Annotated in this window: 27 protein-coding genes, 1 tRNA gene and 1 pseudogene; 18 read left to right on the top strand and 11 right to left on the bottom strand. The window is 62.6% G+C overall.

What is annotated here, in order from left to right:
* Positions 1-19 precede the first annotated feature (19 nt).
* Genes EJ066_RS08750 through EJ066_RS08740 form a run of 3 tightly spaced genes read left to right on the top strand, consistent with a single transcriptional unit; the run spans position 20 to position 2,443 of the window.
* Positions 20-949 carry a 3-keto-5-aminohexanoate cleavage protein gene (locus EJ066_RS08750; protein WP_126036796.1) on the top strand — a complete coding sequence of 310 codons (930 nt, stop codon included), beginning with the start codon at positions 20-22 and terminating at the stop codon, positions 947-949.
* Between the two features lie 13 nt (positions 950-962).
* Positions 963-1,676: an NAD(P)H-dependent oxidoreductase gene (locus tag EJ066_RS08745; protein ID WP_126036794.1), complete on the top strand. Its 714-nt coding sequence runs from the start codon at positions 963-965 to the stop codon at positions 1,674-1,676.
* Between the two features lie 20 nt (positions 1,677-1,696).
* Positions 1,697-2,443 (top strand): glucose 1-dehydrogenase, encoded by a 747-nt coding sequence (locus tag EJ066_RS08740; RefSeq protein WP_126036792.1) that lies wholly within the window; start codon positions 1,697-1,699, stop codon positions 2,441-2,443.
* 140 nt (positions 2,444-2,583) lie between these two features.
* Here EJ066_RS08740 and EJ066_RS08735 read toward each other — a convergent pair.
* Positions 2,584-2,937, bottom strand: a pseudogene (locus EJ066_RS08735) (flavin-dependent oxidoreductase); the annotation flags it as partial.
* 237 nt (positions 2,938-3,174) lie between these two features.
* On the opposite strand from EJ066_RS08735, the gene EJ066_RS08730 reads away from it, so the two are divergent.
* On the top strand, positions 3,175-3,567 hold the full coding sequence (locus EJ066_RS08730) for a GFA family protein (RefSeq protein ID WP_126036790.1): 393 nt from the start codon (positions 3,175-3,177) through the stop codon (positions 3,565-3,567).
* Positions 3,568-3,677: 110 nt separating this feature from the next.
* Here the strand turns inward: EJ066_RS08730 and EJ066_RS08725 are convergent, their stop codons facing one another.
* Positions 3,678-5,186: a winged helix-turn-helix domain-containing tetratricopeptide repeat protein gene (locus EJ066_RS08725; RefSeq protein WP_126036788.1), complete on the bottom strand. Its 1,509-nt coding sequence runs from the start codon at positions 5,184-5,186 to the stop codon at positions 3,678-3,680.
* A 136-nt stretch (positions 5,187-5,322) separates the two neighbouring features.
* Between EJ066_RS08725 and EJ066_RS08720 the strand changes: the two genes are divergently transcribed.
* Positions 5,323-5,571: a DUF1127 domain-containing protein gene (locus EJ066_RS08720; protein WP_126036786.1), complete on the top strand. Its 249-nt coding sequence runs from the start codon at positions 5,323-5,325 to the stop codon at positions 5,569-5,571.
* 215 nt (positions 5,572-5,786) lie between these two features.
* Here EJ066_RS08720 and EJ066_RS08715 read toward each other — a convergent pair whose 3' ends face one another.
* Together EJ066_RS08715 and EJ066_RS31795 are read right to left on the bottom strand one after the other, a co-directional pair.
* On the bottom strand, positions 5,787-7,658 hold the full coding sequence (locus EJ066_RS08715) for a tetratricopeptide repeat protein (protein WP_126036784.1): 1,872 nt from the start codon (positions 7,656-7,658) through the stop codon (positions 5,787-5,789).
* A 109-nt stretch (positions 7,659-7,767) separates the two neighbouring features.
* Complete coding sequence (locus EJ066_RS31795; RefSeq protein ID WP_245455260.1) at positions 7,768-7,974, bottom strand: hypothetical protein; 207 nt, start codon at positions 7,972-7,974, stop codon at positions 7,768-7,770.
* On the opposite strand from EJ066_RS31795, the gene EJ066_RS31790 reads away from it, so the two are divergent.
* A complete protein-coding gene (locus tag EJ066_RS31790; RefSeq protein WP_245455191.1) occupies positions 7,882-8,115 on the top strand; it encodes a hypothetical protein in 234 nt (77 codons plus the stop codon). The two genes, EJ066_RS31795 and EJ066_RS31790, sit on opposite strands and share 93 nt — an antisense overlap.
* 24 nt (positions 8,116-8,139) lie before the next feature.
* Here EJ066_RS31790 and EJ066_RS08705 read toward each other — a convergent pair.
* Together EJ066_RS08705 and EJ066_RS08700 are read right to left on the bottom strand one after the other, a co-directional pair.
* A tRNA-Arg gene (locus EJ066_RS08705) sits at positions 8,140-8,216 on the bottom strand.
* A 197-nt stretch (positions 8,217-8,413) separates the two neighbouring features.
* Positions 8,414-9,901 carry a HAMP domain-containing sensor histidine kinase gene (locus EJ066_RS08700; protein WP_126036782.1) on the bottom strand — a complete coding sequence of 496 codons (1,488 nt, stop codon included), beginning with the start codon at positions 9,899-9,901 and terminating at the stop codon, positions 8,414-8,416.
* A gap of 293 nt (positions 9,902-10,194) precedes the next feature.
* Between EJ066_RS08700 and rpmH the strand changes: the two genes are divergently transcribed.
* From rpmH to yihA, 5 genes are all read left to right on the top strand, one after another.
* Positions 10,195-10,329 carry a 50S ribosomal protein L34 gene (gene rpmH, locus EJ066_RS08690; protein WP_008833937.1) on the top strand — a complete coding sequence of 45 codons (135 nt, stop codon included), beginning with the start codon at positions 10,195-10,197 and terminating at the stop codon, positions 10,327-10,329.
* A gap of 21 nt (positions 10,330-10,350) precedes the next feature.
* The gene (gene rnpA, locus EJ066_RS08685) at positions 10,351-10,704 is read left to right on the top strand and encodes a ribonuclease P protein component (RefSeq protein ID WP_126036779.1); all 354 of its coding nucleotides are present in this window, start codon (positions 10,351-10,353) and stop codon (positions 10,702-10,704) included.
* A 13-nt stretch (positions 10,705-10,717) separates the two neighbouring features.
* Entirely contained in the window at positions 10,718-12,547 is a 1,830-nt protein-coding gene (yidC, locus tag EJ066_RS08680; protein ID WP_126036777.1) for a membrane protein insertase YidC, read from the top strand.
* Positions 12,548-12,907: 360 nt separating this feature from the next.
* The gene (locus EJ066_RS08675) at positions 12,908-13,546 is read left to right on the top strand and encodes a CatB-related O-acetyltransferase (RefSeq protein ID WP_126036775.1); all 639 of its coding nucleotides are present in this window, start codon (positions 12,908-12,910) and stop codon (positions 13,544-13,546) included.
* Positions 13,543-14,202, top strand: a complete 660-nt coding sequence (gene yihA / locus EJ066_RS08670; RefSeq protein WP_126036773.1) for a ribosome biogenesis GTP-binding protein YihA/YsxC — start codon at positions 13,543-13,545, stop codon at positions 14,200-14,202. The genes EJ066_RS08675 and yihA overlap by 4 nt, the downstream gene beginning before the upstream one ends.
* A 57-nt stretch (positions 14,203-14,259) precedes the next feature.
* Here yihA and EJ066_RS08665 read toward each other — a convergent pair whose 3' ends face one another.
* The gene (locus EJ066_RS08665) at positions 14,260-15,003 is read right to left on the bottom strand and encodes a TetR/AcrR family transcriptional regulator (RefSeq protein ID WP_126036771.1); all 744 of its coding nucleotides are present in this window, start codon (positions 15,001-15,003) and stop codon (positions 14,260-14,262) included.
* 143 nt (positions 15,004-15,146) lie between these two features.
* Between EJ066_RS08665 and EJ066_RS08660 the strand changes: the two genes are divergently transcribed.
* From EJ066_RS08660 to EJ066_RS08645, 4 genes are all read left to right on the top strand, one after another.
* Complete coding sequence (locus EJ066_RS08660; protein WP_126036769.1) at positions 15,147-16,328, top strand: HlyD family secretion protein; 1,182 nt, start codon at positions 15,147-15,149, stop codon at positions 16,326-16,328.
* Between the two features lie 18 nt (positions 16,329-16,346).
* Positions 16,347-17,930, top strand: a complete 1,584-nt coding sequence (locus tag EJ066_RS08655; RefSeq protein ID WP_126036767.1) for a DHA2 family efflux MFS transporter permease subunit — start codon at positions 16,347-16,349, stop codon at positions 17,928-17,930.
* Positions 17,931-18,056: 126 nt separating this feature from the next.
* Positions 18,057-19,337: an SDR family oxidoreductase gene (locus EJ066_RS08650; RefSeq protein ID WP_126036765.1), complete on the top strand. Its 1,281-nt coding sequence runs from the start codon at positions 18,057-18,059 to the stop codon at positions 19,335-19,337.
* Positions 19,338-19,339: 2 nt separating this feature from the next.
* Positions 19,340-19,825, top strand: a complete 486-nt coding sequence (locus EJ066_RS08645; protein WP_126043791.1) for a DUF2269 domain-containing protein — start codon at positions 19,340-19,342, stop codon at positions 19,823-19,825.
* A gap of 30 nt (positions 19,826-19,855) precedes the next feature.
* On the opposite strand, the gene msrB is transcribed toward EJ066_RS08645, so the two are convergent.
* The 4 genes from msrB to EJ066_RS08625 form a co-directional block, all read right to left on the bottom strand.
* Positions 19,856-20,359, bottom strand: a complete 504-nt coding sequence (gene msrB / locus EJ066_RS08640; RefSeq protein ID WP_126036763.1) for a peptide-methionine (R)-S-oxide reductase MsrB — start codon at positions 20,357-20,359, stop codon at positions 19,856-19,858.
* Positions 20,360-20,575: 216 nt separating this feature from the next.
* Positions 20,576-21,133 (bottom strand): fasciclin domain-containing protein, encoded by a 558-nt coding sequence (locus EJ066_RS08635; protein ID WP_126036761.1) that lies wholly within the window; start codon positions 21,131-21,133, stop codon positions 20,576-20,578.
* Between the two features lie 211 nt (positions 21,134-21,344).
* Positions 21,345-22,043, bottom strand: a complete 699-nt coding sequence (locus tag EJ066_RS08630; RefSeq protein ID WP_126036759.1) for an anti-sigma factor — start codon at positions 22,041-22,043, stop codon at positions 21,345-21,347.
* The gene (locus tag EJ066_RS08625; RefSeq protein WP_245455103.1) at positions 22,040-22,537 is read right to left on the bottom strand and encodes a sigma-70 family RNA polymerase sigma factor; all 498 of its coding nucleotides are present in this window, start codon (positions 22,535-22,537) and stop codon (positions 22,040-22,042) included. The genes EJ066_RS08630 and EJ066_RS08625 overlap by 4 nt, the downstream gene beginning before the upstream one ends.
* Between EJ066_RS08625 and EJ066_RS31785 the strand changes: the two genes are divergently transcribed.
* The 3 genes from EJ066_RS31785 to EJ066_RS08615 all read left to right on the top strand — a co-directional run bounded on the left by EJ066_RS31785 (position 22,427) and on the right by EJ066_RS08615 (position 23,660).
* Positions 22,427-22,720 (top strand): hypothetical protein, encoded by a 294-nt coding sequence (locus tag EJ066_RS31785; protein WP_245455259.1) that lies wholly within the window; start codon positions 22,427-22,429, stop codon positions 22,718-22,720. The two genes, EJ066_RS08625 and EJ066_RS31785, sit on opposite strands and share 111 nt — an antisense overlap.
* 353 nt (positions 22,721-23,073) lie before the next feature.
* Positions 23,074-23,259, top strand: coding sequence for a hypothetical protein (locus EJ066_RS08620; protein ID WP_126036755.1), 186 nt, complete (start codon positions 23,074-23,076; stop codon positions 23,257-23,259).
* Positions 23,259-23,660 (top strand): DCC1-like thiol-disulfide oxidoreductase family protein, encoded by a 402-nt coding sequence (locus EJ066_RS08615; protein WP_126036753.1) that lies wholly within the window; start codon positions 23,259-23,261, stop codon positions 23,658-23,660. The genes EJ066_RS08620 and EJ066_RS08615 overlap by 1 nt, the downstream gene beginning before the upstream one ends.
* Positions 23,661-23,880: the final 220 nt, after the last annotated feature.

Raw genomic sequence — 23,880 nt, 5'->3', positions numbered from 1 at the left:
GAGAGGAAAAGTCCACGTCATGGCGCCACGAAAAGTCATCATCACATGCGCGGTCACCGGGTCGATCCATACGCCCTCTATGTCGCCTCACCTGCCGGTCACCGCCGAAGAGATCGCCGATGCCGCCGTCGGGGCGGCGGAAGCCGGCGCGGCCATCGTGCACCTCCATGCCCGCGATCCGGAGACGGGTCTGCCCGACCAGTCTCCGCAACGATTCGAACCGTTCCTGAAGATCATCAAGCAGCGTTCCGATTGCGTGGTGAACATCACCACCGGCGGCGCACCGACGATGACGGTCGAGGAACGGCTCAAGCCGGTCGCATTTTTCAAACCGGAAGTCGCTTCCCTCAACATGGGCTCGATGAATTTCGGCCTGTTTCCGATGCTGGAGCGCTTCAGGGAATTCTCGCACGACTGGGAGCGGCCGTATCTGGAAGGATCGCGCGACCGCATCTTCAAGAACACCTTCGCCGACATCGAGAACATCCTGACGACCTGCGCGCAGAACGGCACCCGTTTCGAGATCGAGTGCTACGATATCGGCCATCTCTACACACTCGCCCATTTCGTCGAGCGCGGCCTGGTGAAGCCGCCATTCTTCGTCCAGAGCGTCTTCGGCATTCTTGGCGGCATCGGTCCGCATCCGGAAGACGTCATGCACATGAAGCGCACCGCCGACAGGCTGTTCGGCAACGATTACCGCTGGTCGGTCCTGGGCGCGGGCCGCAATCAGATGCCGATTGCCGCGATCGCCGCCGCGAACGGCGGCAATGTCCGTGTCGGGCTGGAGGATTCGCTATGGATCGGTCCGGGCAAGTTCGCCCGCTCGAACGCAGAACAGGTGCTCAAGATCCGTGAGATCATCGAGGGCCTCGGCCTGGAGGTTGCCACGCCGACCGAGGCGCGTGCGATCCTCGAACTCAAGGGCGCCGACCGCGTGAACTTCTGACCGGAGGGAGCTCATGAACGTTCTGATCGTCTACACGCATCCCGAACCGACCTCGTTCAACGCGGCGCTGGTGGCGTGTGCGAAAGCCGCCCTCCGGGCCGCCGGGCACACGGTGACGGTGTCGGACCTCTACGCCGATGGATTCGATCCGGAGGCCGGACGGCACGACTTCTCGACCATCGCAGATCCGGATCGGTTCCATTACCAGAGCGAGCAGGCCCTGGCTGCAAGGGAAGCAGCCTTCGTTCCGGAAATCGCGCGCGAACAGGCGCGGGTCGCCGCGGCCGATCTTCTGGTTCTGCAGTTCCCGCTGTGGTGGGGTGGCACGCCGGCAATTCTGAAAGGCTGGTTCGAGCGCGTGCTGGCCTACGGCTTCGCCTATGTAGACGGCCGGCGCTTCGACACCGGCGTGTTCAAGGGACGCCGGGCTCTGCTCTCCGTGACGACCGGCGGCACGACGACCCGTTTCGGCCCCGATGGCGTCTATGGCGAGATCGAGAAGGTGCTGTGGCAGACGCAGCGCCTCACCCTGCAATATATGGGCTATTCGGTCGAGGAACCCTTCGTCGCCTACGGCGCGCCGCGGGTCGGCGATGAGGGTCGTGCTGCATATCTGGACGAGTTCGCCCGTCGTGTCGTCGAAGCGGCGGCGAAACCGGTGGAACGCAGGACAGACGAGGCTCTGCTCGAAAGCGTACCGGCCGACGCCTGGGCGCAGGCGCGTTGAGCCGAGCGAGGAGACAGGGCATGAGCAGATCCAAGGCTTTCGAAGGCAAGGTGGTTCTGGTGGTCGGCGGATCGCGCGGCATCGGCGCCGCGGTGTCGCGCCGCTTCGCGGGGCTGGGCGCAGCCGTCGCGATCGGCCATCGCACGGCCGGTGCGGCCGACGCGATCGTCGCCGAAATCGCCGCGGACGGCGGTCAAGCGAAAAGCTTCGCCGGAGACACCTCAAAGCCCGACGAGGCCGAGGCCATCGTGCACGGGGCATACGAGGCTTTCGGACGGCTGGACGTCCTGGTCAACACGGCCGGCATCGGGCCATACCTGCCGCTGGTCAGGATCGACGAGGCCCATTACCGTTCGATCTTCGACACCAACGTGCTGGGAACGATCCTGCTTACGCAGGCAGCCGCACCTCTCTTGCCTTCGCCGGGCGGGCGCATCATCCATTTTGCGTCGCGCCTCGCCTACAACCCGATCCCGACCAGTTCCGTCTATTCTGCGTCCAAAGCGGCTGTCATCACGCTCGTCCACGGTTTCGCGCGGGAGTTGGGCGCGAAGGGCATCACCGTCAACGCGGTGGCTCCGGGCGTGATCGAGACGGACATGACGACGACGATCATCGCCGAGCGCGGCGAGCAGATACGCGCCATGACGCCGCTCGGCCGCATCGGTCAGCCGGAAGATATAGCAGGGATCGTGACCTTCCTCGCCTCGGACGATGCTGGCTGGATCACCGGCCGCACGATCCTGGCGGATGGCGGCGTGAACTGATCCGGGTTTGACCGGAACCATAGGGCCGGCCCGGTTGCTACGGCGCGAACTGAGTCGCTGGCGACGTCGGTCGCGTGAGGAAGCTCTCGATCACTTGCGCGTGCGCCCGCCGTCGCGGCCCGAGAGCTCGACCGATACGCGCCTTGCGATTGGCGAAAGCCGTCGACCTGCCAGCCGGTGCGGATAATTTCGCGGCCCAGCCGTTCAATTACCGCCTTGTGGATCAGCCTCAGCGGCTTGCCGCGACGTATGCTGTACTGCGGATGAAGGTGCCCTGCGTCGATGCCGCGCAGTTCCTGCCAAACCACTTGCCCGAATCGGTTTGCGTAGATGAGCTCGTGTGTGCGGATGCCCTGAGCGTCCAGGGTCCGCCTGAAGTCCGAGAGGCGCCAGTTCCTTCACGGCATGCGGCAAGATGTTAATGCCCACGCCGCGCTCACGAATAGGGCTGCGGTCAGCCCGCCGATGCCGCCACCGGCGATCAGCGCCTTCATGATGCCGCCTCTCTTCTTCGTCTGTCCAAGGCAGCCTATCGGCGTGGTGACGTATCTGAAATGACATAAAGCGCAGGATATCTGCCACCTCCGGCCTTACCCGCCACGGAAGAACGACGTGTCCCCCGCCCACAGCGGGCAATTGCAATGACAGTGCCGTTCGTTGTAGCCATTCCGACCGCTTGATTTTGCCGACCGCTTGATTTTGCCGACCGCTTGATTTTGGAGGTACGCAGCATGGACCGATTCACCGGCGGTTGCCTGTGCGGTGACGTCCGAATTGTGGCGTCGGGACTCCCATACCGGGTCGGCCTTTGTCACTGTCTCGACTGCCGCAAGCATCATGGGGCCCTTTTTTCCGCTTCCGCGGTGTTCCCTCAGGATGCGGTGACGATCGATGGCGAAACACGCGACTACGCCGGGCGTTTTTTCTGTCCCCGCTGCGGCTCGTCCGTTTTCGCACGCACCGCAGACGAAATCGAAGTGCACCTGGGATCCATGGATGCCCCTGACCAACTGATGCCAACCTACGAAAGCTGGATCGTCCGTCGCGAGTCCTGGTTGCCGCCGTTTCCGCTCAAGAGACGATACGACCGCGATCGTGACGCCACGGGTCGCTTTGAGGAGTAGGTCGCACGAACGGTGCGAGGGGCGCCGTTACGAGGTAACAGAGATGTATGCCTTGATCGATATCTCGAACCAGATGATCTCGAGGACAGCGCGCTCGATCACGCCGGCCGTCACTCCGGAAGACCGGCCTTGCGGAAACCATCAACGAAATGCTCAAGCGTCGCAGCGTCGCGGAATGGCTCCGTCGTGGCCCAGTGGCGGGTTGTGAAATGCGGGTTGCCGACGAGGAACAATTCGACCTCCGCGCGCGCCTCGTCGAGCCGGCCGAGTTGCGCGAGGCTTGCCGCCAGGAAACGGCGTGAGCTCGTACGATAAGTCTCGTCCCTGCGCAGCGTCTCGACAGCGGCTTCGTATTCGCCGGCCGCATATTGCGCCTGGCCGAGCGTCAGATAGTACCAACTTGCCGGGAACGGGTTCAGCCGGAACGCCTTGCGAATGTGCTCGAGGCCCTCCTCGACCCGCCCGGCCAGGACCGCGATGTCGGACAATGCCGCCCAGGCATCGGCCTCGTTCGGGTCGAGCTCGATCGCCTTGGCGAATTCCGCATCCGCGTCGGCGAAGCTGCGGTCATAGGCAAGCAGGTAAGCCAGGACCCAGCGGCAGCCGGCATCGTTGGGATCGATCGCCACGGCCTTGCGCGCCAGTTCCAACGCAAGGCTACGGGAAGATTCCGTTGGTCCGCCGGAATGCACCCATCCCATCCAGTGGTTCATGGCAAGCCAGCGATAGGGCTCGGCGTACCCCGGATCGAGCGAAACCGCGCGCGTGAGCATCAGATGCGCTTCCCGTGCCGTCTGCGGCTGATCATCCATGAGCTTGCGCGCCCGCACGCAGAGATCGTAAGCCTCGAGATTTTTGGGCCGATTGCGCGGCGGCGGTGCGCGCAGCCGGCCGAGCAACGCCTCCACGATCTTGGCCGTCACCTCGTCCTGAACGGCAAAGATATCTTCCACGCTGCGATCGAAGCGTTCCGCCCACAGATGCTCGCCACTCTCCGCGTCGACCAGCTGGGCGTTGATGCGCACGCGCCTCGCTGCGCGCCTTGCGCTCCCTTCCAGCAGGTAGCGCACGCCAAGGTCCTGTGCGATCTCGCGCACGTCCATCGCCTTTCCTTTGTAGGCAAAGGCCGAGTTGCGTGCGATGACGAACAGGCCGGAGATCCTGGACAGGTCGGTGATCAGGTCTTCGGTCAACCCATCCGCGAAGGATTCCTGCTCGGGATCGTTGCTGACATTGACGAAGGGCAGTACGGCTATCGATGGTTTGTCGGGCAGCGGCAAAGGTTTTCGCTTCGTGTCACCGAGCTGTTCGATAGCCCCCGTGAAGCGGTAGCCGACGCGTGGGACCGTAGCGATCCATTGACCACCGTCGGCGACCGGACCAAGCAGCTTCCGCAGCAGCGCGATCTGGACGGTGAGGTTGCCTTCCTCGACGGCCGTGCCCGGCCACGCCGCGTCCATCAACTCGGCTTTTCCCAGGATTTCACCGGGCCGTCCGACGAGCGCCGCAAGCAGCTTTAGCCCGCGGTAGCCAACACCAACGGGGACATCGTCGCGAAGGAGCGTTCCCGCGCCCGGATCAAGCACAAACGGACCAAAGGCAAAGCGCGATCCCTGCATAGGGGCATCTATAGCCCGTTTGGAAGTTTTGAGAACTATTTGGAAGGGCTTAATTACGACGCTGTTCGTATCCTGCAGAATTCAACCTCTTTCAAGTCGAGGGTCCCCCGGATCTTCAAACCATATGGAGGTTGCTATGAACGATACCCTTGCGGCCCCGCATCAGGCAGCGCGGCCGGGAACGCCTTTGGGACTGGCTGAAATGTCGCGCCGGCACTACGGCCTGGCGACCCTGCGAAGCATTATCGCGACCTGGAGCTGGCGGATACGCTTTCGCTGGGAACTTGAGCAAATCTCGAGGACCAATCCCCATTTGATCGACGATATGGGTCTGACGAGACGGCAGGTCGAGGCAGAAATCGCCAAGCGCTTCTGGCAACGATAGGGCGAATGCTGCAATGACACCCGATCGCGGCGCCATGCGCGGGAAGTCGCGACGATGGCGCGTCGGCGGGCGCAGCTGCACAACGTGCGCGTCAGACAGTGCGATCTAAGATCGGCGGCTACACCGTACCATGGAGGGCTATCGGCGGTTTATGGCGCGCCGGACGAGACGAAACTGGGAACCGCTATGTGATTGAAGTCGCTCTGTAAAAACCTTCAGGCGGATTCAGGGGCCTTGGCCTGCGCGAGGTCCTGCAGGAACTCTTCCATCAGCGGCCTGTCACCGAACCGGCGGTAGGCGCGCTCTGCTTCCAGCGAGAATTCCGGATGCGCCTCAATCAGCTTTGCCATCGTCTGCTGGGCTGCCTCGACCTCTCCGCCCCCGCCCTGCAAAGCGGCCTGAATCAGAAGGCAGTTTGCATCGCGCGGCGCCCGGATCAGGCATTCCTCTATGACCGCGGAAGCCTCATCGCGGCGGTCAGCCGCGTAGAGCGCCTGCCCGTGCACATAGGCATAGTACTCGGGCGCCATAGGATGAAGGCGGCGGGCCCGCTCTGCGTTGGCGACGGCATCATCATATTCCCCGAAGCGCACCTGCGCCTTTGCAAGCGCCATCATGCTGTCGGGATCGTTAGGGTTGAGCTCCACAGCGCGCCGTGCGGCCTGCAAGCCGCCTGAATAGTCGCCCTGCACGGCAAGTCCGAAGCTGATGACCTGATAGCCAAGGCCAAGATTGGGATCGAGACGGACCGCCTGCCGGGCTTCGCTAAGCCCAAGATGGAGCTCCGCGGCGTTTGCCCGGCCGTCACCGCTCTGCGCCACGCTGGCGATATAGGTCAGCGCGAGGCCGGCTCGGGCGGCCGCATAGGACGGGTCCATTTCAAGGGCGCGCTGGTAGAGGCCCCGCGCTTCCAGAATGTCCTGCGGGTCATTGGCGCCGTGCCGGTAGCGGTTGCGGGCCTGCAGCACGAGGTCATAGGCCTGCAGATTGTCGGTCGGGCGCTCCGCTGCCGCCGCCGCCTCGCTCCTGCCGATATAGGGCGCGATCTGCGCGACGATTTCAGTGGTCAGCTCGCTCTGGACGGTGAACACGTCGGCGACCTGCCGGTCAAAACTGCGCGACCACAGATGCGCGCCTGTCTTTACATCGATCAGCTGCGCCGACACGCGAAGCTGGTCGCCTTCACGGCGGGCGCTGCCTTCAACCACATAATCAACGCCGAGCCTCGCCCCGAGCTTGCGCACGTCCGTATCCTGCCCGTGCGCGGCGTAGGTGGAATCGCGCGCGATTACCTGCAGCTCTGAATTGCGGGCAAGGGCTGTCGTCACATCCTCGGTCAGTCCGTCCGCGAAATACGATTGCTCGCCGCTGCCGCTCATCGCGGCAAAAGGCATGACCGCCACTGACGGCCTGGGGTCGGCGCGGCTCTGGTCCATCGACAAGGCCGCCGGGATGCGGCTGACCATGGCTGCCAGGGAGAGCGGCTGGATTTGGGTGCCGATGAGGATGAGGGCTATGGCGGCCGCGCCATAAGACCAGCGGGCGGCGGTGCTGCGCAGCACCTGCGGCACCTGTCGCCATGGCGACCACAGAGAGCCCGCACGCCTTACGCGGTAGACGTTGAGAAGTTCGGGAATGTTCTTGGCCCGCCTGCGGCCGATGCGGACGAACCTGTCCGCGCTGTTGCGGTCGGCCGCCATCACCACGGCGCCGCTGACGAATATCTGCCCCGGATCGCACATGGCCTCAAGACGGGCGGCCACATTGACGCCATCGCCGTATACGTCGCCGTCATCTTCGATGACATCGCCAAGATTGATGCCGATGCGCAGCTCGAACGGGCCTTTGTCGAAGCCCTCCTGTATGGCCAGCGCCGCATCAACCGCTTCGTTGACGCTGGGAAACATGGCGAGAAAGCCGTCTCCCGTCGTCTTGACGATGCGCCCGCCATGGCAGGCAATGGACGGGTCAATGAGCTCATCAAAAACAGCGCGCAGCTTCGCGTAGGTGGAAGCCTCGTTTTCAGCCATCAGCAGGCTGTAGCCGACGATATCGGCGGCCATGATTGCCGCGAGCTTGCGTTCCATCAGCATTATTCCTGAGCGGCGGGCCATGTACGGACTCTTTTACTGACACTTAAGGCGACGCTCGGCCCAAGATAAGACCCATAATCCCGGATAGGCTTATCGACACAGCTCACAAATGCGTGACGATTGTGGCTATACCGTTCTGACCTTCGTCAGCCATCATCTGCTTCGTCCGGAGCCATTCGTCGCCGCATCGGCGGAGGGCGACGCCGCATTGAACGGCCTGGGCCTTGCCTGCCTGCCAGACCACGCGCTGCGCCCCTTCCTTGCTGAAGGACGGCTTCAGCAGTGCTGGAGGACTGGTGCCCGCTATCATCTCTATTATCCAAGCCGCCGCCAGAATTCCCCGCGTTCGCTCTCCTGGTCGAAGCGCTCCGCTGGCGAGGATAGCCCGGCAGGGCCAACAACAAGTTCAGCGCTGCCTCGCCCTTCATCGCAATTTGGTCTGTGCGATTAACTAGGTTGGGATGTACATTCCAATTGGCGCGCCCGAAGAGATTCGAACTCCTGACCCCCAGATTCGTAGTCTGGTGCTCTATCCAGCTGAGCTACGGGCGCGCAACAGGCCATGCTTTGCATAGCCCCGCGATCCGATCCTGGCGACCGGCCGCGAATGTGACGTGTTCCCTAGCGACTGAATTTCCGAAAAGCAAGTCGATCCGGCAAAAGTTTTGTTGTTCGTGGCTTGGCCAGGATCGTAGGGGGCGAGGATCGGAGGGGGACCCGGCCAAGGCGCGGATCAGGCGGGGCGAGGATCAGGCCGGGCGGCGCAGGCTGTTGCGGGCCTGGTCGAGCCGGACCGGCTGGTCGGGGATGGTGACCGCGAATGTGGTGCGGCCGCCTCTGCTTTCGACAAGCTCCACAGTGCCGCCATGGGCGCGGATCAATTCATGGGCAATCGCCAGGCCAAGGCCGGTGCCGCCGCTGCGGGCCGAGCCGCGGAACGCCGCGAACAGGTTCTCGCGCGCCTTCGGCGGCAGGCCGGGGCCGGTGTCGGTGACCGTGATGCGGCTGACGCTGCCCAAGCGCTCGGCCGACACCGCCAACCGGCGCACCACCGCACTTTCCGCGTCCGCCGCCATCGCCTGCACGGCGTTGCGGCAAAGATTGCTGAGCACGCGAAAGAGCTGATCGGAATCGGCATCCACCTCGAAGGCCAGATCGACGGCATTGACGAATTCGATGCCGCCTTCGGTGTCGAGCAGGCCGTGGACGTCGTCGACCAGTTGGCGCAGCCTGAGCCTGCGGCGCGACGGCGGCGGCTCCTGGGTACGGCCATAGGCGAGCACACCTTCCGAATAGGACACGGCACGATCAAGCGCGCGCAGCAGTTTCGGCGCAAAGGCCTGCACGGTCGGGTCCTGAACCTGACGCAGGCGGTCCGACATCAGCTGCGCCGACGCCAGGATGTTGCGCATGTCGTGATTGATCTTCGACACGGCGAGGCCAAGGTCGGCGAGGTGTTTCTGCTCGGCAAGCATCTTTTGCAGCCGCTCCTGCATCTGCGAAAGCTCGCGCTCGGCGACGCCGATCTCGTCGGCGCGGGCGGCAGGGCGGATGATCCGCCCGGGGTCGTCCGGCGCCTCTGAGAAGGCCAACATCGAGCGCGTCATCGTCCGGATCGGACCGATCATGATCAGGTCTATGGCGGCGTAGACCAGCATGGCGGTGAACAGCGAGATCAGCAGCGAGACGAAGGCGACGTTGCGCGAATAGATGAGCATGGCATTGCGCAGGCTGTAATCGGGCATGATCAGCTCGAATTCCTTGTCGCTGTCGCCGACCGGCCCGAATACGCGCAGCATCCGCTCGCCGCCGAAAAACAGCGTGTCCAAAGCGCTGGTCATGCCCTCGACCAGGCCGACATTGGCGATGTCGATATGCTCGTCGACCTGCGGCGGCATTTCCGCCACGACCAAAAGGCGCGAGACGCCGCCGTCGCGCACGGCGATCGCCTTGGCGCCGATCGCCGTCAGCACGTCGTTCTGGGCGGCGCGGGAGAGCGAGGCGGGCTCTCCCTGCACCAGCACGATCGATACGGCCGCGGCGGTGCTCAGCCTTTCCTTCAGCCAACTCAGCCTGTAGCTGGCGATCCAGGGCAGAAAGATAAGGACTTCGGCCAGGAGCACGAAGACAATGGTGAGCAGCAGGAGCTTTGTCGACAATCCACGCGATAAAGGCACCGATCGGGCGTCGGCCGCCGCCCGATCGATCCTTTCATCCGCGGGTGGTATTTCACTCATGCTGCTTTTGTCTTCACGATCACTTGATCAGCCAAGATTAGGCCATTGCGGCATTTTTGCCAATTTCGTCCTTCGTCCCAACATGGGGTAAGACCGCCAAGACTTCAGCCATCGGCCCCGCGGCGCCGGATGCCGGCGCCGGATTGACTTCCAAAACCCTTCTTTCTATAAGCCCGCTCACGCTCGGGCCATTCGTCCCGGCGCGGTTTCGATCGCGCCAAAACCGGCCCGGCAAAGCTCCTGTTACAAAGTGACAGAATCAAGAAGGGCCGCACCCCGCGGTATTAAAACAAATGAAGCGTACCTACCAACCGTCCAAACTCGTCCGCAAACGCCGGCACGGGTTCCGTGCCCGCATGGCCACCAAGGGTGGTCGTGGCGTCGTCGCAGCCCGCCGCAACCGCGGCCGGAAGCGGCTCAGCGCCTGACCCGAGCGAAAGACGAGATCGTTGCCCGCAACCGGCAAGCCAGCGGGAGCACATCCCAAACGGCTTCTGAAACGCGCGGAATTCCTGGCTGCCCGGCGTGGCGAGAAGCGCCGCGGGCGGCTTTTTCTCGTCGAGGTTCTGGACCGCAGCGACAGCGAGGCGCCTCGTGTCGGCTACACGGTCACCAAGAAGGTCGGCAACGCAGTCGTCCGCAACCGCATCCGGCGGCGGCTGAGGGAAGCCGTGCGCACGCATGCAGCGGGTGACATGGCGCCTGGCAATGACTATGTCATCGTCGGACGCGAAGATGTGCTTACCATTCCATTCGGCCAGCTGAAGGCCGAACTTTCCCGCCGACTGCGCGGAACACGATAGGCCAAGGCTTTCGATGGAAAACAACCGGAACTTCTTCATCACCATCGCGCTGTCGGTGCTGATCCTGTCGCTTTGGCAGTATTTTTACGTGCTGCCGCGCAGCGAGGCGCAACGCGAGGCGGCCCGTATAGAAGAGCAGCGGATAGCGGAGCAGAAGAAGGCGGCCGAAAGCGCCAGTCCGGGCAGCAGTGAAACGCCGGCGCCGCAGCAAGGCGCCATTCCGAATGCACCGGGCGCCAATGCACCGGGAACCGACGGCACGACGCCGGCCAGCCGCGAGCAGGCGCTGGCGTCGACGCAGCGCATCAAGATCGACACGCCGAGCCTGGAGGGCTCGATCAACCTCACCGGCGCCCGTCTCGACGACCTCAAGCTCAAGCACTACACGCTGACGGTCGACAAGAACTCGCCCGAGATCGAACTGCTCAACCCGGCGACGCTGCCAACTGGCTACTATGCCGAGATCGGCTTTGTCGGCAGCGACAAGATCGGCACGCTGCCAGGGCCGGCAACGGTGTGGACCGTCGACGGCAATGCGACACTGACGCCGGCGACCCCGGTCACGCTGACCTTCACAAACGACAAGGGCCTGACCTTCAAGCGCACTTTCTCCGTCGACAGCGACTACATGTTCACGGTCTCGGACACGGTGCAGAATTCGGGTTCGGCCGCCGTCACCCTGTCGAACTACGGCCGTGTCACCCGCTTCGACAAGCCTGCCGTTGCCAGCATCTATGTGCTGCATGAGGGGCTGATCGGCGTCACCGGCACGGAAGGCCTGCAGGAACACAAATACGCGGCCGTCGAGGACGACAAGCAGTACACGCCGGGCAAGTCGACCGATGGCTGGCTGGGCATCACCGACAAATACTGGGCGGTGACGCTGGTGCCGACCGAGAAGCAGCCGTTCCAGCCGCATTACGCCTATTTCGAGGACGGCCGCCCTCGCTACCAGGCCGACTTCCTCACCGATCCGATCACCGTTGATGCCGGCCAGTCGGCAACTGTCGAGACCGAGATCTTCGCCGGAGCCAAGGAAGTCGCCAAGGTCAACGCCTATGCGCAGGACCGCAACATCAGGCTGTTCGACCGTTTGATCGACTGGGGATGGTTCATCTGGATCACCAAGCCGATGTTCTATCTGATCGACACGATGTACAAATTCTTCGGCAATTTCGGCCTGGCCATCCTTGCCACCACCGTGGTCGTCAAGGCCCTCTTCTTCCCACTCGCCAACAAGTCCTACGCGTCGATGGCGAACATGAAGAAGGTGCAGCCCAAGATGCTGGAGATCCGCGAGAAGTACGCGGACGACAAGATGAAGCAGCAACAGGCGATGATGGAGCTCTACAAGACCGAGAAGATCAATCCGCTCGCCGGCTGCTGGCCGGTGGCGCTGCAGATCCCGGTCTTCTTCGCGCTCTACAAGGTGCTCTACATCACCATCGAGATGCGGCACGCACCGTTCTTCGGCTGGATCCAGGATCTGGCGGCACCCGACCCGACCTCGCTCTTCAACCTGTTCGGCCTCATCCCGATTACCCTGCCAGCTATGTTGATGATCGGCGTTTGGCCGCTGATCATGGGCGTCACCATGTTCCTGCAGATGCGCATGAACCCGACGCCGCCGGACCCGACGCAGGCCATGATTTTCACTTGGATGCCGGTGGTCTTCACGTTCATGATGGCGGGCTTTCCGGCCGGCCTCGTCATCTACTGGGCCTGGAACAACCTGCTTTCGATCATCCAGCAAGGCGTCATCATGAAGCGCCAGGGCGCCAAAATCGAGTTGTGGGACAATCTGGTCGCGCTTTTTCGGAAGAAACCGTCGCCGGCGGAATAGCCGGCGATCCCTTTTTGCGAATCCAGCAAAGCCCCGGCCGGACCGGGGCTTTTTCGCACAAGCCGAGCCGCCATCGAACGGCGAACCAGTCGGCCCAACGATAGACGCCGCCGCGACACATCCCTAAAGCGCGTCGCGTTTGAACGGATTCATGCGACGCGCTTTAGGTTCTGGTTTTTATGCATGTCGTTATCGCAAAACCGCTGCACACTTTTGCGCAACATGCATTATAAGCTCGCTCTCGTTTCAGGAGTGCTCCGTCGATGAACAGGTAAGGATGATCCGCTCCGCACGCGGTTGGTGCTGCCGGGCGGATCGCGCTATTTTGACCTTGCCTGTTTTCGTCGATGGAGCCAGACCATGATCGGACCCAACCCCAATATCAAACACCCGATCCCGATGCATACGCGCGTCGGTTTCCTGAAGGGATTGATCACGGCGCCGAACATCGAGATCGGCGACTTCACCTATTACGACGATCCGGACGGGCCGGACAAATTCGCCGAGCGATGCGTGCTGCATCATTATCCATTCATCGGCGACCGGCTGATCATCGGCAAGTTCTGCGCCATCGCCGAGGGCGCGCGCTTCATCATGAACGGCGCCAATCATGCCATGTCCGGTTTTTCGACCTATCCGTTCAACATCTTCGGTCATGGTTGGGAAGAGGGTTTCGACCCGGCGACCTGGTCGAAGGAATTGCGCGGCGACACAGTGCTCGGCAATGATGTATGGATCGGCATGGAGGCGGTGATCCTGCCCGGCGTGACGATCGGCCATGGCGCCATCGTTGCGGCAAAATCGGTGGTGACGCATGACGTGCCACCCTATGCGATCGTCGCCGGCAATGCGGCCAAGGTGGTGAAGATGCGCTTCGACGACAGGACCATCTGGCGGCTTTTGGCGGTGTCGTGGTGGGACTGGCCGGTGGAAAAGATCAGCCGCAACCTCAATGCCATTCGTGGCGCCGATATTTCTCTTCTGGAGGCAGCGGTTTGAACGCGTTGAACAAGACCGTGATCGGCACCGAGCTGTTCACGCGGCCGTGGATCTTCATCCGCGGCGTGCCGGCGATGAAGTTCCTGCCGCCGGAAGGACCGCCGGAAATCGCCTTTGCCGGCCGCTCGAATGTCGGCAAATCGTCGCTGATCAATGCGCTGGTCAATCAGAAGGGGCTGGCGCGCACGTCCAACACGCCGGGCCGGACGCAGGAACTCAACTATTTCGTTCCGGGTGGATTTTCCGGCGACGGCGCCGATCTGCCGCCGATGGCGCTGGTCGACATGCCGGGCTACGGCTACGCCACCGCGCCCAAGGAAAAGGTCGACGACTGGACGAAGCTCGTCTTCGACTATCTTAAGGGCCGCGTCACGCTGAAGCGCGTCTACGTGCTGATCGACGCCCGCCATGGCATCAAGGCCAAGGATGACGAAGTGCTGTCGCTGCTCGACAAGGCGGCGGTGTCCTACCAGATCGTGCTGACCAAGACCGACAAGATCAAGGCGGCCGGCGTGCCGCGACTGATCGAGGAGACCCTCCAGAAGATCAAGAAGCGGCCGGCCGCGTTTCCGTTCGTTCTTGCCACATCGTCGGAAAAGAGCGAGGGCCTCGAGGAATTGCGCGCCGCGATCGCGCTTGCGGCCAATGGCGGCTAGGGCAATTCCAGGAAAGGCGTGTAGCGGTTTTCCGTCAGGAATTGCGCAAAAAAGAAGTTAGCTCTTCGCCTCTAGTGCAATCGTTTGGGTGCTTTCTTCCGCCGCAAGCCTTTCGGTGCCGTAAGCCTTCAGGAACATGCCGACGCCTGACCTGACGATGTGGTCGATTTCATCCTGGCTGGGTGCCTTGGTGCGGTAGGCGAATATGCACTGACGGAAGAGACCGGCCAGGCACAGTTCAGTGAACTGATAGGCGGCAAGATCGACATCGTCTATCCGCAGCATGCCGCGCTCGATGGCGGCATTGAGAAAGGCCACGACCTTGTCATGGCCGCGTTTCGGGCCGCGTTCGTAAAAACGCGCGCCAAGTTCGGGAATCCTGTCGGACGCGCCGATCACCGTACGCTGCGCCTGAACGACCTTAGCCGACGTGATCTTGAGGGACAGCACCTTTCCGAACTTCACCAGCGTCTCGCGAAGGTCGTCGGCGCGGTCGAGCATATCATACATATTCTTGAAAATCGTGCCGCGTTCTTCCTCGATCAGCGCCTCGAACAGCTCTTCCTTGTTGGCGAAGTAGACATAGATCGTTCCCTTGGAAACGCCGGCCTCACGGGTGATGTCGTTCATCGACGCAGCTTCGAAGCCCTTGTCGATGAAAACACGGCGCGCGCCGTCGATGATCTGGCTGCGCTTGACCGGATCCTGTCCCGCTGCCGGGCGGCCGCGGCGCAGGCTGTCCAGCAAGTCGCACGGGTCCTTGCCAGCGTCAGGCAGAGGGCCGGTGTCAGGGTCGGTCATAAGGTCACACCTCGAAAAATATTCGAACCGATCGGTTCGATCGCCCTTGATATGGGGCTCTCTCCGCGCTAAGTCAATGCTCGCATCGAACCGAACGGTTCAGTCTGACTGATTTTCCCAAAGAGATGCCAGAGAGATCCCCAATGTCCTCGAACGCGCCAGTCACCGCCGAAGTCCGTCCATTCCCCAACGCCAAGGTCGCGCCAGCAACCGAGGCGCCGAACGCACCGACCGTGCCCGCAATCAGCCCTCCGGCCGAGGCGCCGGCCAAAAAGAAACGTTCGGCGCGCTCCTTTCTGCTGCCCGTCATCGCGCTTGGCTTGCTGGGCGCCGGCGCCTGGTACGGCTACGACTATTGGACCGACGGGCGCTTCATGATCTCAACGGACGACGCCTATGTCCAGGCCGACATGGCGTTCATTTCGCCGAAAATCTCCGGCTATGTCGATCAGGTCAAGGTAATCGAGAACCAGCAGGTGAAAGCCGGCGACCCGCTGCTGATCGTCGACAACGGCGACTACAAGATAGCGGTCGCCCAGGCCGAGGCTGAGATCGCCACCTTGAGCAAGACGCTCGACCGCATCGACGCCCAGACCGAGGCGGCGCGCGCAACGCTCAATCAGGCGCAGGCGCAGAAGACCGCCGATCAGGCCGCCGCCGACAATGCGGCGCGTGTTCAAGCGCGCGCCGCCCAGTTGCTGAAGACACATGTCGGCACCCAGGCTCAACTGGATGATGCCCAGACCGCGGTCGAGCAGGCCAATGCCGCGCTTGCAGGCGCCGACGCCCAGATCGCGGCGGCGCAGGCCAATATCGGTGTGCTTCAGGCGCAGCGCGCGGAGACGGCAAGCACGCTGGCGTCGCTGCAGCTTGCCCGGGACAAAGCCGCGCGGGATCTGTCCTTCACCGTGCTGCGCGCGCCCTATGACGGTGTGGTCGGCAACCGCTCCGTCGAGCAGGGCGACCTGATCAGCCCCGGACAGAAGCTCGCCGTCATCGTGCCGATGGACAAGCTCTATATCGTCGCCAATTTCAAGGAGACCCAGCTTGCCCAACTGGTGCCCGGCGAAAAGGTCAGGATTTCGGTCGATGCGATCGATGGCCAGGATTTCGAAGGCACCGTCTCGTCGCTGGCGCCGGCTTCCGGCGCGGTGTTCTCGCTGCTGCCGCCGGAAAACGCCACCGGCAATTTCACCAAGGTCGTGCAGCGTGTCCCGGTTCGCATCGACGTGCCGGCGGACGTGCTGAAGACAGGCAAGCTGCGCGCGGGCCTCAGCGTCGTCGTCGCCGTCGACAGCCGCACCGCACCTTCCGCATCGAAGTAAGCGGCCGGGAGCAGCGTCATGGCGACCGCAACCCTGACCGCGGGATCGGAGCCGGCCAAGCCGGTCGATCACATCGAGCCGCGTCGCATCATCGCCTTCCTGGCTATGGTGTTCGGCATGTTCATGGCGATCCTGGACATCCAGATCGTTTCGGCCTCGCTGTCCGAGATCCAGGCGGGCTTGAGCGCAAGCTCCGACGAGATCCCGTGGGTGCAGACCGCCTATCTGATCGCCGAAGTCATCATGATCCCGCTGTCCGGTTTTCTCAGCCGGATGCTGTCGACGCGTGTGCTGTTCACCGTCTCCGCAGCCGGCTTCACTGCGGCCAGTGCGCTGGCGGCGACCGCCACCAACATCGATCAGATGATCGTCTACCGCGCCATCCAGGGCTTCATCGGCGGCGGCATGATTCCGAGCGTCTTCGCTGCCGCGTTCACCATCTTTCCGCCGTCGCGCCGCGCCATGGTGTCGCCGATGATCGGTCTGGTGGCGACGCTGGCGCCGACCATCGGCCCGACCGTCGGCGGCTATATCAGCCATGCCATGTCCTGGCACTGGCTGTTCCTGATCAATGTGGTGCCCGGCATCCTGGTGACCGCCGCGGCATGGTCGCTGATCGACTTCGACAAGCCCGATCTCAGCCTGTTCCGCAAGTTCGACTGGTGGGGCCTTGCCGGCATGGCAGCCTTCCTCGGTTCGCTCGAATATGTGCTCGAGGAGGGTCCTAACAATGACTGGCTTCAGGACCAGGCCGTTTTCATCTGCGCCATTCTGATGACGACCGGCGCGGTGCTGTTCTTCTGGCGCGCCTTCACCGCCGAGGAGCCGATCGTCGACCTGAAAGCCTTCACCAACGTCAACTTCGCTTTCGGCTCGCTGTTCTCCTTCGTCATCGGCATCGGCCTCTACGGCCTGACCTATCTCTATCCGGTGTTCCTCGGACGCATCCGCGGCTACGATTCCTTGATGATCGGCGAGGCGCTGTTCGTCAGCGGCCTGGCCATGTTCGCCACCGCGCCCATTTCCGGCATCCTGTCACGCAAGATGGATCCGCGGCTGATGATGATGATCGGCTTCCTCGGCTTCGCAGCCGGGACCTGGCGGATGACCCATCTGACCGCCGACTGGGATTTCTGGGAACTTTTGGTGCCGCAGATCCTGCGCGGCGCCTCGATGATGCTGTGCATGGTGCCGATCAACAACATCGCGCTGGGGACGCTGCCGCCCGAGCGGCTGAAGAACGCATCCGGCCTGTTCAACCTCACCCGCAACCTCGGTGGCGCGGTCGGCCTTGCCGTCATCAACACCGTGCTGATCGACCGCAACGCCTTCCACTACGCAAGGCTGGCCGAGCATGTGCAATGGGGCAGTGCCGAGGCGCAGACCAAGCTGCAGAACATGACGCTCGACTTCCAGCAGAATGCCGGCCTGGACGCCTCCAAGGCGGCTATCTCCAAACTGTCCGCCACGGTCCAGCAACAGGCGTCGCTGCTGTCCTTCATGGACGTGTTCTACCTCTTGACGGCGCTGTTCGCCACGCTGGCGATCTTCGTCCTGTTCATCCGCAAGCCGGCGGAACCGGGCGGCGGCGGCGGGCACTAAGGAGCGCTGGCTCCGTCCGGCATCCTCGCGCATGACCGAAAAGCAATTTTCGGGGTCATGCGAAAAATCAAATGCTGCCATGTTCTTGCGCGACATCCGTTAGCTGGTTTCGGCTAAAGTTCCGGCATGAACATCCTGATTCTCGGCGCGACCGGCTTCATCGGTTCCGCCGTCACGAGAAGACTGGCGGACGAAGGCCATCAGGTCACGGGACTTGGGCGCGATCCCGCGCGTGCCGCATTGAAGATGCCGCATGTCCGCTGGCTGGCGGCGGATCTCGCCGGCATGACACAAAGCGAGGATTGGCAGCGCGCGCTGGATGGCCAGCAGGCTGTCGTCAATTGCGCCGGCGCGCTGCAGGATGGCCTTTCGGACGATCTCGACGCAACCCAGGAAAAGGCGATGCTGGCGCTCTACGAGGCGGCGCGGGAAAGAGGGCTGTTAATCGTCCAGATATCGGCGGAGACGGAAAGCGTTGGCGGTAACCTTCCCTTTCTCGACACCAAGCGGCGGGCAGACGCGGCTCTCGCCGCAAGCGGCATACCTTATGTCATCCTTCGTCCGGCGCTTGTCCTCGGCCGCAATGCGCATGGTGGCTCCGCGTTGCTAAGGGCTCTCGCAGCCTTTCCATTGGCGATCCCGCTGGTTTACGCCAACAGCCCCATCACGACAGTTGCCCTTGACGACGTCGCGAGCGCCGTCAACGCGGCCATTCAGGGCACCCTGCCACCCGGATCCGATGTTGCTCTCGGCAGCAATGAAAGGCTCACGCTGAAGGAACTGGTTCTATTACACCGTAGCTGGCTCGGCCTCCCTTCAGCTCCGGTAATTGCCGTGCCGTCCGCAGTCGCGCGACCGGTGACATGGCTCGCCGATATGGCCGGCAGGCTCGGTTGGCGTTCGCCGCTCCGCTCGACCGCGATGGCGGTCATGTCAGGTGGTGTCGAAATCCGACGGCCACGGAACAACGATCCGCCTCTCTCGTCGGCGGCCGAGACCCTGGCTGCCGCCCCTGCAGGGGTCCAGGACATCTGGTTCGCCCGCCTCTATCTGCTGAAATCGCCAACCATCATTGTCTTGTCGCTGTTCTGGTTGATCTCCGGCCTGGTGCCCTTCCTTAGGTTCGAGGCGGCGCGAAGCCATTTCGCCGCCCTTCTGCCTGATCGCCTTGCAAGCATCATGGTGGTCGCGACATGCCTCGCCGACATCGTTCTCGGGCTTAGCGTCCTATACCGACCCTGGGCAAGGCGTGCTCTTGTCGGCATGATCTTCCTGACGCTCGCCTATCTTGTTGCCGCAACGCTCACCGAACCCGCACTTTGGCTCGATCCGCTCGGAGTTCTCGTCAAGGTGGTGCCGTCGATTCTGCTGACGCTTGCAGCTCTTGCCACTTTGGATGAACGCTGATGGTGCTCGAAGACTTTCTTCGGCTTGTCCACGTACTCGGCGCGACAGTGCTGTTCGGCACCGGCGCCGGCATCGCCTTCTTCATGGCAATGGCGGTGCGAACCCGCGACCCTCGCATTATCGCTGATGTCGCCGGCATCGTTGTCGTCGCCGATGCCGTCTTCACGGCAACAGCTGTCGTGCTCCAGCCGTTGACAGGATACGGGCTGGCGCGTGTCACCGGCTGGCCGCTCAACGAGGGCTGGCTCATCGTGTCACTGGTGCTTTATGTCTTCATTGGCCTTTTCTGGCTGCCGGTGGTCTGGATCCAGATCCGCTTGCGCGACATGGCAAGGTATGCAGCCGCCGAGGCGGCCACCCTGCCGCCCAGCTTCCATCGGCTCTATCGCATCTGGTTTGCTTTCGGTTTTCCAGCCTTTTTCGCAGCGATCGCGATCTTTTGGCTGATGTTGACCAAACCCGCCATCACCCTGTTCGACCTCAACTAGGGCTATGGTTAGGAGACAGCTTGCAGGCCATCAGGCGGTGGCTGGCTTGAAGGTCAGGGCGACGCCGTTGATGCAATGGCGCAAGCCGGTCGGCGGCGGGCCGTCCTCGAAGACGTGGCCGAGATGACCGCCGCAACGGCGGCAGTGGACCTCGGTACGTGTCATGCCCAACGACCTGTCTTCGGTCTTGCCGACAGCATTGGGAATCTCCTGCCAGAAGCTCGGCCAGCCGGTGCCGGAATCGAACTTGGTCTCGGAGGAGTAAAGCGGCAGGTCGCAGCCGGCGCAGGCGAAGATGCCCTTGCGGTGTTCGTTGAGCAGCGGGCTGGTGCCCGGATATTCGGTGCCTTCCTTGCGCAGCACCTTGAAAGCCGCGTCGGACAGGATGGCGCGCCACTCGGCCTCGGTCTTGGTAACCTCGAAGGTTTCGGCCGCGCGTGCATCCTGCGGTCCGCCCATGCGCATCAGAGCGGTGGCGGCTGCAATAGCGCCAATGGCGGCCGCGCCGCATAAAAGAAGATCGCGACGGTTCATGACCATTCCTCCTGTTGTTCGTTTGCCAAATTCGACCGTCATACGGAAATCAAAAGCCGGTGACAGCCAGCCCCTGAAACGGGCACTCCGCACCTGCCCCCGCCTGGAGTGGACAGTGCGGAGTGTACGCTTGTCGATAGCGCGGGTCACGCGAGCGGAAACCCGCGCTATCGGCATGGAGCCTCAGCCATATCTTCGCTGGCAGCAGGCCCTTCGTTACATCTTCGGCAGGAGAACCCTGTCGATGACGTGGATGACGCCGTTCGACTGCTCGACATCGGCGACCGTCACATTGGCGACATTGCCGTTCTCGTCGGTCGCGGTGACCTTGCCGCCATCGGCCTTGAGCGTCAGCTCGCAGCCGCCAACCGTCTTGACCTTGTGCGCGCCACCATCGTCCATGGCCATCTTAGTGACGTCGGCGGCCATCGCCTTGGCACCGATGACGTGGCAAGTCAGGATCTTGACCAGCTTGTCCTTGTTTTCGGGCTTGAGCAGCATGTCGACCGTGCCGACCGGAAGCGCGGCAAAGGCGTCGTTGGTCGGCGCCAACACGGTGAAGGGACCAGCACTCTGCAGCGTGTCGACCAGACCGCCGGCCTTGACGGCCGCGACCAGTGTCGTGTGATCCTTCGAATTGACGGCGTTCTCGACGATGGTCTTGGTGGCATACATGGCGGCGCCGCCGACCATCGGATTTTCGGCATAGGCGGCGGTGGCGAGCGCGGAGGCGGCGACCGTTCCAGCAAGCAAAAGGGTGGCGAATTTACGCATGGTGTCAATCTCCTCGGGTTATCGTTCCCCTCTTTGGGAACACAAGGAGATACGGACCAGAAATACGAGAGTTTCGTCCTCTCCGGAAAAATCTCGTCTTGCCACAAATTACCAGGCATAATCGCTCGCCAGCTGACAAGTTTGCAAGCCTCTCTTTCTCAGGAGGATAGATTTTGGCTCTTCTTTCCTGAGAGGCGTGACGCGAAAGCGATCAGATGCCTCTCAGATCGCCCGCGGCGACAACCGGTCCGGTCGGCTGGCCGGTCGGCGAACCGCCCGTCGGCTCCACGCTGACCGCAAGCACGGCGCCCTGCGCAAGTCTTTCCTGCACGGCCGGCGCAATCGTCATACGCGCGGTCTGACCGGCCGGGATGACGCCCATCGAGACCGGCGCATTCTTGCCTTCGATCATCCACAGTTCGAAATCCTTGCCGGCGGCACGCTCGCCGGAGACATGCGACAAGCCGACCTCGCGATCGGCGGCGTCGTAGACGACAAGGTATCTAACGTCGCTGCCGTCGGCAGCCAGCGAGGCGACGAGCTGCGGCTGCTCGACCGGCGGGCTGAGGTAAGGCACGGCGATAGTGATCGCCAGCGCCGCAACGGAAGCGGCGGCAAGACCGCGCCAGAAGGCAAGGCTTGACCAGAGGCCCGCGCGAGGCTCTGCCACGAACAGCCGGCTATCTATTGCCTCCTTGACCCTGATCGGCGGCTCTGTCTCCGGATAGGCGGCGATCATCGGCGAAAGATGCACCTCCCAGGCATCGACAAGGTGTGCGAAAGCGGCGTCCGCGTCGATGCGGCGCGACGCGATCTCGCGTTCGTCCGCGTCCAGCACGCCGAGAACGTATTCGGCGGCGAACAGGTCGTCGCCCCCGGGATCCGGTCCGTTATCGTCTGCCAGCGTCATCTTTCCAGACACTCTCTGAGCTTCAACAGGCTGCGCCGCAGCCAGGTTCGCATCGTGTTCAGCGGCACGCCATGGCGTGCGGCCAGGTCGGCATAGCTTTCGCCATCCAGATAGGCGCCCCGGACGGCCGCCGCCCGGTCCTTTTCCAATTGGTCGAGACAACGGTAGACGCGTTCGGATTCACCTCCCGCAACAGCCGCAGCCTCGGGTCCCGGCGCCGGATCGGCCACGTCGAGCGCGGCATCGATATAGGCAGCAGGCTCTCGCCGCGCCCTTATCCGATCGATCGCATGATTGCGCGCAATGGCCACCAGCCAGGAAATCGGGCTTAGATCCGAGACGGCGAAACGGTCTGCCTTCGTCCATATTTTGACGAAGGCCTCTTGAAGAGCCTCTTCCGCATCCCCCCGATCCTTCAATACACGAAGGCAGACGCCGAAAAGTTTCGCGCTGGTCTGCCGGTAGAGCAGATCGAACGCAGCTCGATCCTTCATCGAAGTCCGAACGATCAGGTTGCTGATGTCCCGCGGCGTCATTTCGGCAAATTAGGCAATCGCGATATATTTGCAACGGCGGAAGTCGTTGCCCACCCAAACGTTCCGCGCAGCTGCCACGCAATTCATACGTCGATTGCCCAGGGAAATCACCTGCCGCTAGCGGTGATCATCTCCGGCTGAACGGAAACCGGAATACAACCAAACCGTATGGGCAATAAGTGCCGGTCGAAAGCGGTGGCGTTTTATAGCTGACGGGCGATCGGGTAACCTGAAATCACCGACATCGCCGTCGACGTGCCGGAATGCTCCCGCAACCTCCGAAATCCGCCATTCCGCTTGATTTTCCACCGATCATCACACATTATTGCGCTGCACTATCCGGGTAGGTCGATTGTCTCAGCCGCGACCTTAAGATTGGAGATAGCGGCTGGCATAGGCGCCGTGCTCACGAAAAGTGTCCGACTTCAGCCGGTTGAAGTTGATCGCGTTTTGACGTCGGATCGACCAAGTCCGATGTTCAGCAAGGATCGCATATGTTTCGCGATATGTCCGCATACAAGAAATTCTTGATGCTCGGCATTGTCGGGCTGGTATTCGTAGGCGTCTTCGATGCCCTCAGCAATCTGCCCGTCATTTCGGGCTGCGCGTTCTACGGCAATTGTGCGATCGATGGCCCCGCCGAACCGCCGACCGAACTCGGTCTGGACCCGGTGGGGTAATGAAGCCGTCCGGGAAAGCGGCGCTCATCGTCTATGACGGCGATTGCATCTTCTGCCAGAACTATGTCCGCTTTGCCCGGCTGCGCGCCGCCGTCGGTCCCGTCGAGTTGCTCGACGCGCGCTCGGGCGACCCGCGCGTCGCCGGGTTCCAGAGCCAGGGCTTCGACTTGAACGAGGGCATGCTCTTCGTCTTCGAGGATCGCGTCTACCATGGCGAGGAAGCTATCAATCTCCTGGCGATCCTCAGCTCTTCTTCTTCGCTCTTTGGCTGGCTCAACCGCAAGATCCTCTCAAACAGGGCGGCCGCGCGGCTGATCTATCCGGCGCTCAAGCTCGGGCGTCGGGCCACCCTGCGGCTTCGCGGCCGCTCGCTCATCCCTGCCGACCTTGACCGCCGCTAATGCATGTCGCGCAAAAGTGCGCAGCGGTTTTGCGATAACGACTTGCATAAAAACAATAACTTAAAGCGCGTCGCATTCAAATGCGACGCGCTTTAGAGCATTTCCCGACGAAGTGGATTCGGAAGTCCGGAAATGCTCGAGGACAAACCCTGGTGGGTGAGCATTTGAGCGATTCAACGAGAAAGCAGAAAGAGGCCTGGAACATGCGCGCCGGGCTTCC

The sequence above is a fragment of the Mesorhizobium sp. M9A.F.Ca.ET.002.03.1.2 genome (assembly GCF_003952365.1).
Lineage (GTDB): Bacteria > Pseudomonadota > Alphaproteobacteria > Rhizobiales > Rhizobiaceae > Mesorhizobium.
Note: the sequence above shows the minus strand (reverse complement) of the source record. Positions and strands in the feature narration are given on the sequence as shown.